At 68.4% G+C, this 12995-nt stretch carries 12 protein-coding genes; 9 read left to right on the forward strand and 3 right to left on the reverse strand.

Annotation, left to right across the window (positions count from 1 at the left end; all coding sequences use genetic code 11):
* Nucleotides 1-52: 52 nt before the first annotated feature.
* Entirely contained in the window at nt 53-1378 is a 1326-nt protein-coding gene (locus tag AC1DBD_RS02020; RefSeq protein ID WP_476981319.1) for an isochorismate synthase, read from the reverse strand.
* An 87-nt stretch (nt 1379-1465) separates the two neighbouring features.
* Here AC1DBD_RS02020 and AC1DBD_RS02025 point away from each other — a divergent pair, with 87 nt between their 5' ends.
* The 4 genes from AC1DBD_RS02025 (at nt 1466) to AC1DBD_RS02040 (ending at nt 5910) form a co-directional block, all read left to right on the forward strand.
* Nucleotides 1466-2257 carry a demethylmenaquinone methyltransferase gene (locus AC1DBD_RS02025; RefSeq protein WP_441416907.1) on the forward strand — a complete coding sequence of 264 codons (792 nt, stop codon included), beginning with the start codon at nt 1466-1468 and terminating at the stop codon, nt 2255-2257.
* Between the two features lie 12 nt (nt 2258-2269).
* A complete protein-coding gene (locus tag AC1DBD_RS02030; RefSeq protein WP_476908412.1) occupies nt 2270-3610 on the forward strand; it encodes a geranylgeranyl reductase family protein in 1341 nt (446 codons plus the stop codon).
* Nucleotides 3607-4707, forward strand: a complete 1101-nt coding sequence (locus AC1DBD_RS02035; protein ID WP_441416909.1) for a polyprenyl synthetase family protein — start codon at nt 3607-3609, stop codon at nt 4705-4707. Before AC1DBD_RS02030 ends, AC1DBD_RS02035 begins: the two co-directional genes overlap by 4 nt.
* A 381-nt stretch (nt 4708-5088) precedes the next feature.
* Nucleotides 5089-5910, forward strand: a complete 822-nt coding sequence (locus AC1DBD_RS02040) for a DUF559 domain-containing protein (RefSeq protein WP_476981320.1) — start codon at nt 5089-5091, stop codon at nt 5908-5910.
* Nucleotides 5911-6032: 122 nt separating this feature from the next.
* Here the strand turns inward: AC1DBD_RS02040 and AC1DBD_RS02045 are convergent, their stop codons facing one another.
* A complete protein-coding gene (locus tag AC1DBD_RS02045; RefSeq protein ID WP_175321387.1) occupies nt 6033-6461 on the reverse strand; it encodes a hypothetical protein in 429 nt (142 codons plus the stop codon).
* A gap of 13 nt (nt 6462-6474) precedes the next feature.
* Nucleotides 6475-7146: a trimeric intracellular cation channel family protein gene (locus tag AC1DBD_RS02050; RefSeq protein ID WP_441416910.1), complete on the reverse strand. Its 672-nt coding sequence runs from the start codon at nt 7144-7146 to the stop codon at nt 6475-6477.
* Nucleotides 7147-7206: 60 nt separating this feature from the next.
* On the opposite strand from AC1DBD_RS02050, the gene AC1DBD_RS02055 reads away from it, so the two are divergent.
* The 5 genes from AC1DBD_RS02055 (at nt 7207) to AC1DBD_RS02075 (ending at nt 12977) form a co-directional block, all read left to right on the forward strand.
* Nucleotides 7207-7944 (forward strand): sirohydrochlorin chelatase, encoded by a 738-nt coding sequence (locus AC1DBD_RS02055; protein WP_476981321.1) that lies wholly within the window; start codon nt 7207-7209, stop codon nt 7942-7944.
* A gap of 74 nt (nt 7945-8018) precedes the next feature.
* Entirely contained in the window at nt 8019-9764 is a 1746-nt protein-coding gene (locus AC1DBD_RS02060) for a nitrite/sulfite reductase (RefSeq protein ID WP_476981322.1), read from the forward strand.
* On the forward strand, nt 9761-10471 hold the full coding sequence (locus tag AC1DBD_RS02065) for a phosphoadenylyl-sulfate reductase (RefSeq protein ID WP_476981323.1): 711 nt from the start codon (nt 9761-9763) through the stop codon (nt 10469-10471). The genes AC1DBD_RS02060 and AC1DBD_RS02065 overlap by 4 nt, the downstream gene beginning before the upstream one ends.
* Nucleotides 10468-11538, forward strand: a complete 1071-nt coding sequence (gene cysD / locus AC1DBD_RS02070) for a sulfate adenylyltransferase subunit CysD (protein ID WP_476981324.1) — start codon at nt 10468-10470, stop codon at nt 11536-11538. Before AC1DBD_RS02065 ends, cysD begins: the two co-directional genes overlap by 4 nt.
* Nucleotides 11538-12977 carry a sulfate adenylyltransferase subunit 1 gene (locus AC1DBD_RS02075; RefSeq protein ID WP_476981325.1) on the forward strand — a complete coding sequence of 480 codons (1440 nt, stop codon included), beginning with the start codon at nt 11538-11540 and terminating at the stop codon, nt 12975-12977. The genes cysD and AC1DBD_RS02075 overlap by 1 nt, the downstream gene beginning before the upstream one ends.
* Nucleotides 12978-12995 lie beyond the last annotated feature (18 nt).

A 12995-nucleotide genomic window follows, 5' to 3' on the forward strand; every position in this document is an offset into this window, starting at 1 on the left:
CGGCCCAAGCGGGCCAAGCGGCCCGTCGGGGCCCAGTGCCAGCTGCTGATGGCTAGCTGCTGATGCCGAGGGATTCCAGCATCGGCCGGAACTTGGCCCACGTCTCTGCCAGTTCGGCCTCGGGGACGGAGCCCTCGACGACGCCGCAGCCGGCATAGAGCCGGACGGTGTCCGGCCCCTCGATGACCGCGCCGCGCAGCGCGATGCCCCACTCGCCGTTGCCGGCGGCGTCGAGCCAGCCGACTGGGCCGGCGTACGGACCGCGGTCCAGGTGCTCAAGTTTGCGGATGAGGGCTCCGGCCACGGTGGTGGGGGTGCCGCAGACCGCGGCCGTGGGGTGCAGGGCGTTGATCAGGGCCAGGCAGGTGGGCACATGGCCTTCCACCTCGGTCAGTTCGGCCTTCACGTCCGAGGCCAGATGCCAGACGTTCGGCAGTTCCAGGATGAACGGCTCGCTGTGCGCGTTCATGGCCTCGGAGAACGGTGCCAGCTGCGTGGTGAGCGACTGGATGGCAATGTCGTGCTCATGCCGCTGCTTCTCGGACCCGGCCAGCACGCGCTCGGCAAACTCCATCGGCGAGCCGGCCATCCCCTCGGCGTCGCGCCGGTCCAGGGTCCCGGCCAGGACGCGCGCCTGAGCCGTGCGGCCCTCGACCTGGATCAGCATTTCGGGGGTGGATCCCACCAGCCCGTCCACGCCATAGGTCCAGCATTCGCGGTACCGGACCGCGAGCTGGCGCAGGATCTCGGCGGCGTCCACGCCGTCGGGCAGGGTGGCCACAATGTCCCTCGCCAGGACCAGCTTCTCCAGCGCCCCGGTGCGGATTTCGGCGACGCCCTCGGCAACGGCGGCCATCCAGTCGGCCTCGGTGAGGGACCCGGTGCTGAGCTTGGCTTCCCGCGACGGCGTCTGCCCCGGCGCCGCTGCGCCGTCCACGTCGAGCCAGCGCCGCAGGGCGGCGCGGGCGCCCGCCTCGGTGAGCTCGCCGTCGTCGAACGTGAGCTGGGTGAGCCAGGCTTTCCCGTCGCGCAGGCCCACCACGATTTCGGGGACGATCAGCCGGGAGGCGTGTTCGGAAACTTTGGAGAAGGCGAAGGAGCCGAAGGCGACCGGGCCGGTGCCGGGGCAGCCGACGGCGTCGGTGATGTCCGCCTCGAGGACCAGGTGCCGCCACCAGATGTCCGCCTCGAGGAACCGCTCGGGGCCGGTAGCGCTGAACCGGGCCACCTCGCCGAAGCCGACCAGGCCGGCCTCGCGTCGCGTCCAGCAGAGTACGTCGTCACGGACCAGAAACGACGGCAGCCCCCCGGGGAACGAATCGGCATCGAGGGGGACTGTCAGGGTCCTGATAATTCTGGTCTGGAACGCGCTCGTCATGATGAGATAACACTACTCCCGCCTCGCGCCGCGCCCCGGCCCGGCCCGTGGTTAGGGGGTGCGTCGAAGATTTGAGACAATAACGGGGTGAACCGAGCATCCTTGGATAAGCGTCCGGACGAAGTAGCCACGATGTTTGACGACGTCGCCCCCAAATACGACGTCGTCAATGACGTCCTGTCCATGGGACAGACGCGCCGTTGGCGCCGGGTCGTCGTTGAAGCCATGGATGTGAAGCCCGGCCAGCGCGTGCTGGACCTGGCCGCCGGAACCGGCACGTCCAGCGAGCCGTACGCCGACGCCGGCATCGACGTGATCGCCTGCGATTTCTCCCTCGGCATGCTCAAGGTCGGCAAGCGCCGCCGCCCGGACATCGATTTCATCGCCGGTGATGCCACCCGACTGCCGTTCGCGGACAACACCTTCGACGCCAGCACCATCTCCTTCGGCCTGCGCAACGTCAACGAGCCCAAGAAGGCCCTTGCCGAGATGCTCCGGGTCACCAAGCCCGGCGGCCGCCTGGTCATCGCCGAGTTCTCCCAGCCGGTGGTGCCGCTCTGGCGCACCATGTACACCGAGTACCTGATGCGCGCGCTGCCCGCGATCGCCGTCAAGGTCTCCTCCAACCCGGACGCCTACGTCTACCTTGCCGAATCCATCCGCGCCTGGCCGGACCAGGACCACCTCGCCGCCTGGCTGCAGGAAGCCGGCTGGGAGTCCGTCACGTACCGCAACCTCAGCGGCGGCATAGTCGCCGTCCACCGTGCCCAGAAGCCCGCGGGCCCGGCTGCCGGACCCGCTGCGGGCGCCGCCGCGCTTGCCAACCACACCGGCCCCGTGGCCAAGCTGCGCCGCAACATCACCCGGCCCGAACGTTAGCCGACAGCTGCCGTGAAAGTACTGATCGTCGGCGCTGGTCCGGCAGGATCCACCGCCGCGTTCTACCTTGCCCAGGCCGGCCTCGACGTCACGGTGCTTGAGAAGACGAGCTTTCCGCGGGAAAAAGTCTGCGGCGACGGGCTGACCCCGCGCGCGGTCCGGGAGATCCAGAAGCTTGGCCTGCCGCACCCCGAAAGCGAGGGCTGGCGGCGGAACAAGGGCCTGCGGCTCATTGCCGGCGGCCGCACCATAGAACTTCCCTGGCCCGAGGTCTCCGACTTCCCGCAGTACGGCCTGATCCGCACCCGCCTCGGCTTCGACGAGGAGCTGGCCCGGCACGCGCAGTCGGCCGGCGCCGTCGTGCTGGAACGCCACAGCGTCACCGAGGCGCTGCGCTCCGAGGACGGCCGGGTCACCGGCGTCCGCGCCGCGCTGCTTGACGACGCTGGCCGCAAGACCGGCGAAACGCGGGACTTTAATGCGGACGTCGTCCTCGCCGCGGACGGGAACTCGACCCGCACCGCCGTCTCGCTCGGCATCCACAAGCGCGATGACCGCCCCCTGGGTGTGGCCGTCCGCACCTACTTTACGAGCCCGCGGCACGACGACGACTGGATGGAAGGCTGGCTGGAGCTTCCGGGCCGCGACGGCAAGCTGCTGCCCGGCTACGGCTGGGTATTCGGCGTCGGCGACGGCACCTCCAACGTGGGCCTGGGCATCCTGAACTCGTCCAAGGAATTCGGCAAGCTGGACTACAAGCAGGTGCTGCGCGAGTGGACCGCCGCGATGCCCGCGGACTGGGGTTTCACGCCGGAGAACCAGGTGGGCGAGATCCGCGGCGCCGCGCTGCCGATGGGCTTCAACCGCACCCCGCACTATTCGCCGGGCCTGCTGCTGCTGGGCGACGCCGGCGGCATGGTCTCCCCGTTCAACGGCGAGGGCATCTCCTACGCCATGGAATCGGCCCGTTTCGCGGCCGAGTTCATCATCGACACCGCGGCGCGCTCCGCCTCGGCGGCCTGGAACGGGGCCGACGCCGACGCCCACCTCGCCGGCTACGCCGACTTCGTAAGGGATCAGTGGGGTTCGCACTTCACCCTGGGCCGGGCCTTTGCTGCCGTGATCGGCAGGCCGGCCGTGATGAAACTGGCGCTCCGGACGGGCATGCCCCTTCCGGTGCTGATGAAGTTCGTCGTCCGGCTGCTGGCCAACCTGACCGACCCCTCGGCCAAGGGGATCGAGGACCGGATGATCCGGGTCCTGGAAGCCCTGGTCCCGGCCACCTCCAATACCCGGCCCGTTCCAGACTCAAATCCGCGGATTCCGCAACAAAAAGTTAGGGTTAACCCGTGACCAACTCTGCAGACCAAAGCTGGACGCACGCCGGACACGGCCTGCCGGGCTCCGAACCCAGCCTCAACACCACCGCCATCGCCACCGGACTGCAGCTGCCGGCCGGTTTTGCGGCCATCGCCGGGGACCCGGAACTCGGCCCGGCCATCACCACGAACCTCGCGCGCGTGGAGAAGAAACTGCGCGAGGCCATCGCCAACTCGGATCCGCTGGCTGACGCAACGTCGCGCCACCTCGTGGAAGCCGGCGGCAAACGCATCCGGCCGCTGCTGACCCTGCTCTGCGCCCACCTGGGTGATGCCTCGCTGCCGGCCGTGGTGCAGGCCGCCGTCGTCGTCGAACTGACGCACCTGGCCACCCTGTACCACGACGACGTGATGGACTCCGCCCCGTTCCGCCGCGGCGCCCCCACCGCGCACGAGGTCTGGGGCAACTCCGTTGCCGTGCTGACCGGCGACCTCATCTTCGCCCGGGCCTCCATCCTGGTCTCCGAGCTCGGTTCGCGGGCGCTCGGCATCCAGGCCCGCACCTTCGAGCGGCTCTGCCTGGGCCAGTTGCACGAGACCGTGGGGCCGCGCCCGGACGAGGACCCGGTGGCGCACTACCTCTCCGTGATCGCGGACAAGACCGGTTCGCTGGTGGCGGCCTCCGGCCAGCTCGGTGCGATCTTCTCGGGAGCGGATGAATCCTACGAGGCGCTGCTGGTGGAGTACGGCGAAAAGGTCGGCGTCGCCTTCCAGCTCGCCGACGACGTCATTGACGTCACCGGCGTCAAGGTCAAGTCCGGCAAGTCCCCGGGCACCGACCTGCGCGAGGGCGTGCCGACGCTGCCGGTCCTGCTGCTGCGCAAGGCCGCGGCCGACGGCGACCAGTCCGCCGTGGAGCTGCTGCAGCTCATCGATGGCGACCTCAGCTCCGACGAGGCCCTCGCCGCCGCTGTCGCCGGGCTGCGCGAACACCCCGTCACCGCCGAGTCCTGGGTTGTGGCGCGGGCCTGGGCCGACGAGGCCATTGCCGCCCTCGCGCCGCTGCCCGCGGGCGTGGTAAAGGATTCGCTGACCAGCTTCGCGCACGCCGTGGTGGACCGCAGCAGCTAGCGGCTCCGCGGTATCCCGCCTGGGTCTTAAACCGGAATGGCCCCGGTTCCTCACAACGTTACGAGTCGTCCGTTGTGCGGAACCGGGGCCATTTCTCCGTTCGCATCAGATTCACCGGAGGCATTTGGTGAACCCACGAACAACTTTATGACAGTCGTGTCATATTGTCTAGTGATTCTGTAAATTTCCTGTCACGGATTTGCTGGGCGGCCGGGGCGGGGGACTCTCCCCGGTTTTGGGCGCCGCGGACGTCGGATTACCGGCAAGTCGCGACGACCCGCCGTCGGGCGTCTCCGAAGTTGGGGAGAATCAGGCCGCCAGTTGTCCACATAGCTGCCGGGCAGCCTCCCCGCTGTGGGTGTGGGCAGGTCTGCTGGACGCATGGATGTCACGACCTACATGAAATTTGCCGGCTCGGTAGCACGGACCGGAACGCTGCTTCAGGCTGGGTTCTCGGAACGGAGTATCCGCAACTTGCTTACCTCCGGGGAAATACTGCGGTTGCGCCATGGTGTCGTTGCATTGCCGGGTGCGGCGCCGGACATGGTGGCCGCAGTCTTGGCTAATGGCTTGCTGTCCTGTGTCTCGGCGGCGGGACATCACAGGATCTGGAGACTCCACGAACCGGCGCAGCTGCACCTTTTCTGCCGCCATGGTTCGGCCTTCGGGGTGGTTGTTCACCGGGGCAGTGTGGTCCCGCCGGAGTTCCCGCGGCCCGTGGCTGGGCTGACGGATACTCTGCTGCACGCCCTGCGATGTCGGCCGCCCATGGAATCCGTGGTCATGGTGGAAAGCGCCCTCCTGCAGGGTCGAACCACTCTCGAATATCTCAGAGGGCATCTTCCCGGCAACCGCAACGGTTCGGCCCGGGCGGCGCTGGAATTGGTGGACGGTTCGGCAGGATCCGCGATCGAAGTTGTAGCCAGGCTCCTGTTCCGGAGCGAAGGGATCTTCACGCAGACCCAGGTCGATCTCCCGGGGATCGGGATCGTGGACTTCCTGCTGGAAGGGTTCCTCATTGTGGAGATCGACGGCGGCACGCATTTGGAACCGGCGCAGGTCAAGAAAGACCGTCGGCGCAACAACGCCAGCACCCTTACCGGGTACGCGGTGTTGAGGTATGGCTACCAGGACGTCGTTTTCAACCCGGAGAAGATCGTCGCGGAAGTGTGGCAGGTGCTGCGCGGCAGGGTCGTCCGCTGAATCTCCCCATGTTTGGTCAGCAAGGGCCGCAATGGACCGGCGGTTCTGCGCAACACGCCGACCGGCCGGCTCAAACCTGGGGAAACTCGGCGCCCCGGGGCGTGGGCAGCCGGGAGGGGGCTCTAGTCCTCGTCCTCTTCGTTGAAGGCCCACTCGAACATGTCGAAGACAAACTCGGAGAAGGTGCCTTCCTCGCTCTTCCACTGGCCGCGGGCGTTGTTGCGGCGGTACACGATCGGGTCCGGGACGCTGAGATCGCCCACACGGAAGCCCCAGGTGAATTGTTCTTCCTCATCCTCGAGGAACATCAGGAAGCCCTCGTCGTCGACCTCAAGTTCCTCGGGGTCCCAGAAGTAGTGGTAGGCCTCCATCAGGTCCTCGCAGCCGCCGAGGGCCAGGTAGAACTCCCGGAGGACCAGCGGAACCTGGAACTGGTGCTCGGCCAGGGCCGCATCCAGCTCGTCTGCCGGCAGCCCGTCCTCTTCCTGCCATTCGTCTTCGAGATACTTCGGAACAAGCGCGCGGAACTTCTCGAGGAACATGTCAGTCATGCTCTTATCCTAGCTAATCCCGGGGTCCACTTTCGGCCGCGTCCAGGCCCAGACGGTGCCAGCCGCGGACCGCCAGCGGCACGTACCAGTGGCGCCGCCAGGCGGTTACGCGGAAGGCGAAAACCACGGCCGCCACCGCACTCGCCGTCACCGCGGTGAACACCCCGGAGACGGACAACGCCACCGTCAGCGCGGCCCCCGCAAACGCCGGCAGGGCGTAGATGTCCTTGGGGTCGAAGAGCTGCGGCACTTCGTTGGCGGTGATGTCCCGCAGCAAGCCTCCGCCAACCGCCGTCGTGACCCCCAGGAGCACCGCCGCCACCGGGTGCATGCCCGCGGCGAGGGCCTTCAGGCTTCCGGTGATGCAGAACAGGGCCAGCCCGCCGGCGTCGAACAGGACCAGCAGCGAGGTGAAGCGCTGGACACTGGAGAACAGGAAATACACCAACACCGTGGCCAGCAGCGGGGGAGCGAGGTACGCCGGGTTGGTAAAGGCGGCCGGCGGGCCTGCATTGATGATGATGTCGCGGATGACGCCGCCGCCCAGGCTCACCACGGAGGCCAGCAGCAGGGACCCGACAATGTCGAACTGCTTCCGCGCCGCGAGCAGCGAACCGGAGACCGCGAAGAAGAAAACGCCGGCCAGGTCCAGCCAGACCATAACGAGGCTAAAGGAGAAGGTCATGGAGCGTCCCGGTCGGTTGCAGGGGGCGGATGGGGCGGCTCCAAGGTTACGCTAACGGCTATGAATAGCCCCATCATGATCGCCTGCGCCCACGGCACCTCCAGCACCCAGGGGGCCGCGGAGGTCAATGCCCTGCGGGCCGGGATCGCCGCGCTGCGCCCCGGGCTCGACGTCCGCGAAGCCTACGTCGATGTTCAGGACCCCGAGCTGCCGGCCGTGGTGGCGGGGCTCCCGGCGGGGGAAACCGCAGTCGTCGTGCCGCTGCTGCTGAGCGTGGGGTACCACGTCAAGGTGGACATCGCCCGGGCCGTGAAGAGCCGGCCGGGCACCCTCGCCGCGGCGCCGCTGGGCCCCGACCCGCGGCTCGCGGCGCTACTGGACCAGCGGCTGCGCGAGGCCGGAGTGACCGACAACGACGCCGTGATCCTCGCTGCCGCGGGATCTTCCGACGCCACCGCCGCGGAAAACGTCGAGGAACTCGCGGGCCAACTGCGCTCGCTCCGTTCCAACCGGATCGTGGCCGCATACGGCGCCTCGGCGACGCCGTCGGTGCCGAACGCCGTCGCAATGCTCCGCGAGGAAGCGGCAGGAGGCGCCGGCGCGGGGCTGTCCGCCGGGGCGGTGGACCTGGGCGGCCGGGTGGTCATCGCCTCCTACCTGCTCGCCCCGGGGTTCTTCCACGACCAGCTCGCCAAGGCCGGTGCCGACCTGATCACCGCGCCGCTGCTGCCCTCCCCGGTGCTCGCCGAGATCGCCCTGGACCGCTATGACGCGGCGGTCGCCGGCAGCGCTTCATGACGAAATGTTGCCCTAGGTGACCCCGCGTTTCTGACCCTTTGTGACGCCATTGCGGCCACCCCTACAGTCGATCCATGACTGATACAGCTCTAGCCGGAGCGTCCCCGGACCAGGCTGACGCAGGCCGCGCCAGACGACCCGCCCGCCCCGCGGCCAAGCCGCACGGGCAGTGGAAAGTGGACGGCACCGCCCCACTGAATGCCAACGAAACCTGGAAACAGGAAGACAACGGCCTCAACGTCCGCGAGCGTATCGAGTCCGTCTACGCCAAGCACGGCTTCGACTCGATCGACGGCACCGACCTGCACGGGCGCTTCCGCTGGTGGGGCCTCTACACCCAGCGCAAGCCCGGGATCGACGGCGGCAAGACCGCCACGCTCGAGCCGCACGAGCTCGAGGACAAGTACTTCATGCTCCGCGTCAGGATCGACGGCGGCGCCCTCAGCACCGAACAGCTGCGCGTTATCGGCCAGATCTCCGTGGACTTCGCCCGCGGCTCGGCCGACCTCACCGACCGGCAGAACATCCAGCTGCACTGGATCCGGGTCGAGGACGTGCCGGAAATCTGGCGCCGCCTCGAATCCGTGGGTCTGTCCACCACGGAGGCCTGCGGTGACGTGCCCCGCGTCATCCTTGGCTCCCCGGTCGCCGGCATCGCCAAGGACGAGATCATCGACCCGACGCCGCTGATCCACGAGCTCGCCGAACGGTTCATTGGCGACCCGGAGCTCGCCAACCTGCCGCGCAAATTCAAAACCGCCATCACCGGCCACCCCAGCCAGGACGTGGTCCACGAGATCAACGACGTCGCCCTGGTGGGACTGGTCCACCCCGAGCTCGGTGCCGGCTACGACCTCTGGGTGGGCGGCGCCCTCTCCACCAATCCGATGCTGGGCAAGCGGCTCGGCGCCTTCGTCCGGCCGGACCAGGCCGCCGACGTCTGGCTCGGAGTCACCAGCATCTTCCGCGACTACGGGTACCGGCGGATGCGCACCAAGGCCCGGCTGAAGTTCCTGCTGGCCGACTGGGGGACGGAGAAGTTCCGCCGGGTCCTCGAAGACGAATACCTCGGCTACAAACTCTCCGACGGTCCCGCGGCGCCTAAGCCCGCCACCCCCGGCGACCACGTCGGTGTGCACGAGCAGAAGGACGGCAAGTTCTTTATCGGTGCCACCCCGGTGGCCGGCCGGCTCTCCGGCAGCCAGCTTGTGAGACTCGCCGACACCCTGGAGGCCCGCGGCTCGCAGCGGCTGCGCACCACGCCGCACCAGAAGCTCGTGGTCCTCGACGTGCCCAAGGACGAGGTGGAACCGCTCGTGGCCGAACTAGACGCCCTCGGCCTCTCCGCCCGGCCGTCGGTGTTCCGCCGTGGCACCATCGCCTGCACCGGCATCGAGTTCTGCAAGCTCGCCATCGTGGAAACCAAGGTCACCGCCGCCACCGCCGTGGCCGAGCTGGAACGCCGCCTCGCCGACCTGGTTGAGACTAAGCAGCTTCCGCAGGCCCTGTCGCTCCACATCAACGGCTGCCCCAACTCCTGCGCCCGGATCCAGACCGCGGACATCGGCCTCAAGGGCATGATGCTTCCCACGCCCGACGGCGACCCCACCCCGGGTTTCCAGGTCCACCTGGGCGGCGGGCTGGCTTCGGACAGCCGCGAGGAAGCGGGTCTGGGACGCACGGTGCGCGGTCTCAAGGTCACGGCCGAAGAGCTGCCCGACTATGTGGAGCGTGTGGTCCGGAAATTCGTGGCCGACCACGTCGAGGGCCAGACCTTCGCCGAGTGGGCCTTCGCCGCCGATGAGGGTGATCTGCAATGACGGCGGCCCTCCGTTCCCGCGACGAGCTCAAGGCCCTCGCCACGACGGGTGCCGCCGAGCTCGGCTGGGACGCCCCGGCTGGCGAGGTCATCGCCTGGGTGGCCCGCAACTTCGAGCTGCCTGCCGTCGCCGTCGCCTGCTCCATGGCGGACGCCGTCCTGCCGGCGCTGGTCGCAGACCAGCTCCCCGGCGTCGACGTACTGTTCCTCGAAACCGGCTACCACTTCCCGGAAACCCACGCCACCCGCGACGAAGTGGCCGCGAACCTGCGCGTCAATGTCGTCGACGTGCTGCCGGAGACCACCGTGGAGCAGCAGGACCGGCTCCTGGGCAAGGACCTTTTCGCCCGCGACCCCGCCCAGTGCTGCGCCCTGCGCAAGGTGGCGCCGCTACGCCGCACCCTCGCCGGCTACGAGCTCTGGTTCACCGGAGTCCGCCGCGACGAGGCCCCCACCCGCACCAACACCCCGCTGGTCACCTGGGACGAAGCCAACGGCCTGGTCAAGGTCAACCCGGTGGCGGCCTGGAGCTTCGACCAGTTGGTGCAGTACTCCGATGACAATCTCCTGCCCGTCAACCCGCTGCTTACCCAGGGCTACCCGTCCATTGGCTGCCGGCCCTGCACCCGCAAGGTGGCGCCCGGCGAGGACCCCCGCGCCGGACGCTGGGCAGGAACCGACAAGACAGAATGCGGACTACACGTATGAGCACTCAAATCACCAACGAGGACCTGGAGCTGTCCGGGATGGACCATGACGCTACTGAGACGCCGATTGCCGCCCCGGGAGTGGCATCGGGCCTGTCGGAGCCGCGCGCTGGGCTGATCGAAGATCAGCCGCGCGGCGCAGGGGCGGGGGCGGCAATCGGCGTCGCAGCGCCGGCCCGCCTCTCGTCCCTGGACACCCTCGAGTCCGAGGCCATTCACATCATCCGCGAGGTGGTTGCCGAGTTTGAGAAGCCGGCGCTGCTGTTCTCCGGCGGCAAGGATTCTGTGGTGATGCTGCACCTGGCTACGAAGGCGTTTTGGCCCGGGAAGGTGCCGTTCCCGGTGCTGCATGTGGACACCGGGCATAATTTCCCGGAGGTGATCGCGTTCCGTGACCGGACGGTGGAACGGCTGGGCCTCAGGCTCGTCGTCGGCAGTGTCCAGGAGTTCATCGACTCGGGCGAGCTGGCCGAACGCGCGGACGGAACCCGCAACCCGCTGCAGACCGTGCCGCTGCTGGACGCGATCCAGCGCAACAAGTTCGACGCCGTCTTCGGCGGCGGCCGCCGGGACGAGGACAAGGCCCGGGCCAAGGAACGGATCCTGAGCCTGCGCGACGAGTTCGGCCAGTGGGACCCGCGGAACCAGCGCCCCGAGCTGTGGAACCTCTACAACGGCCGGCACACCGTGGGCCAGCACGTCCGCGCGTTCCCGATCAGCAACTGGACCGAACTGGATGTGTGGCGCTACATCGAGCGCGAGAACATCGAGCTGCCGGGCCTGTACTATGCCCACCAGCGCGAGGTCTTCGCCCGCGACGGCATGTGGCGCGCGGTCGGTGAGGTCTCCCGGCCGCGCGAGAATGAGCAAGTCATCACCAAGACGGTCCGCTACCGGACCGTCGGCGACATGTCCTGCACCGGCGCCGTGGAATCCGCGGCCGCCACCGTGCGCGACGTCGTCATTGAAGTCGCAGCCTCCACCATCACCGAACGTGGGGCCACCCGGGCCGATGACCGGATCTCCGAGGCCGCCATGGAAGACCGCAAGAAGGACGGCTATTTCTAATGAGCACCACCGCAACTGTGCCTGAATCCGCCGCAGCAAGCCTCGGGCTCTCATCCGCTTCACTGTTCAGGTTCGCGACTGCCGGCTCGGTCGACGACGGCAAGTCCACCCTGGTGGGCCGGCTGCTGCACGACTCGAAGGCGATCCTTTCCGACCAGCTCGACGCCGTTGCCCGCACTTCCGCGGACCGTGGCTTCGGCGGGGCCGGCGCAGCCGGTGTTCAAGCGATTGACCTCGCGCTCCTGACCGACGGCCTGCGTGCCGAACGGGAACAGGGCATCACCATCGACGTCGCCTACCGCTATTTCGCCACAGACCGGCGCAGCTTTATCCTCGCGGACTGCCCCGGGCACGTGCAGTACACCAAGAACACCGTCACGGGCGCGTCCACCGCGGACGCCGTCGTCGTGCTCATCGACGCCCGCAAGGGTGTCCTGGAGCAGACCCGGCGGCATCTGTCCGTGCTGCAACTGCTGCGTGTGGCCCACGTGGTCGTGGCCGTGAACAAGATCGACCTGGTGGATTTCAGCGAGGACGTGTTCCGCGGGATTGAGGCCGACGTGCAGAAGGTCGGCCGCGAACTGGGGCTCGGCGCCGATGGCATCACCGACCTCCTGGTCATCCCCGTTTCCGCGCTCGACGGCGACAACGTCGTCGACCGCTCGGACCGCACCCCCTGGTACCGGGGCCCGGCGCTGCTGGAGGTCCTCGAGACGCTGCCCGCCGCCGACGAACTCGAAAGCCACCTGGAGAGCTTCCGTTTCCCGGTCCAGCTGGTCATTCGGCCGCAGGGTGCACTGGCGCCCGACGCCATCGCCGGCGGACTCGACGTCGAGAATTACCGTGACTACCGGGCCTACGCCGGACAAATCACCGAAGGCTCGGTACAGGTGGGGGATCAGGTCAGTGTCCTGACCCCGGGCCAGGCGCCGCGCACCACCACCGTCACCGGGATCGACTTTGCGGGCCGCGGACTTACCGAGGCCGTGGCACCGCAGTCCGTAGCGCTCCGGCTCGCGGACGAGTTCGACGTCGCCCGCGGCGACACGATCGCGGCCGCGGGGCCCGCCGGGGGCGAAATACCGGGCTCCTCCGCCGACCTGTACGCGGCGCTGTGCTGGCTCTCGCCCAAGCCGCTCCGCGAGGGCGCGAAGGTCTTGGTGAAGCACGGCACCCGCACGGTCCAGGCCTTGGTCCGCAACGTGACGGGCAAGCTGGACCTCGCCAACTTCCAGCTTGAGCCCACCAGCACGTTGGAGCTCAATGACATCGGCCACGCCCAGCTCCGGCTCGCAGCGCCGCTGCCGCTGGAAAACTATCTGCACCACCGGCGGACCGGGGCCTTCCTGGTGATCGACCCGCAGGACGGCAACACGCTTGCCGCCGGGCTCGTCAAGGACCACCCGGGCGACCACGAGGACGAGCGCTACTCGATCTGAGGCTGACCGGTCCGGGAC

Source organism: Arthrobacter sp. 10T419 (genome assembly GCF_056394105.1).

Bases quoted from the DNA above. Each gene is read 5' to 3' on its own strand.
- AC1DBD_RS02020 (WP_476981319.1), bottom strand. From the start codon at position 1,378: ATGACGAGCGCGTTCCAGACCAGAATTATCAGGACCCTGACAGTCCCC.
- AC1DBD_RS02040 (WP_476981320.1), top strand. From the start codon at position 5,089: ATGGATGTCACGACCTACATGAAATTTGCCGGCTCGGTAGCACGGACC.
- AC1DBD_RS02045 (WP_175321387.1), bottom strand. From the start codon at position 6,461: ATGACTGACATGTTCCTCGAGAAGTTCCGCGCGCTTGTTCCGAAGTAT.
- AC1DBD_RS02050 (WP_441416910.1), bottom strand. From the start codon at position 7,146: ATGACCTTCTCCTTTAGCCTCGTTATGGTCTGGCTGGACCTGGCCGGC.
- AC1DBD_RS02055 (WP_476981321.1), top strand. From the start codon at position 7,207: ATGAATAGCCCCATCATGATCGCCTGCGCCCACGGCACCTCCAGCACC.
- AC1DBD_RS02060 (WP_476981322.1), top strand. From the start codon at position 8,019: ATGACTGATACAGCTCTAGCCGGAGCGTCCCCGGACCAGGCTGACGCA.
- AC1DBD_RS02065 (WP_476981323.1), top strand. From the start codon at position 9,761: ATGACGGCGGCCCTCCGTTCCCGCGACGAGCTCAAGGCCCTCGCCACG.
- cysD (WP_476981324.1), top strand. From the start codon at position 10,468: ATGAGCACTCAAATCACCAACGAGGACCTGGAGCTGTCCGGGATGGAC.
- AC1DBD_RS02075 (WP_476981325.1), top strand. From the start codon at position 11,538: ATGAGCACCACCGCAACTGTGCCTGAATCCGCCGCAGCAAGCCTCGGG.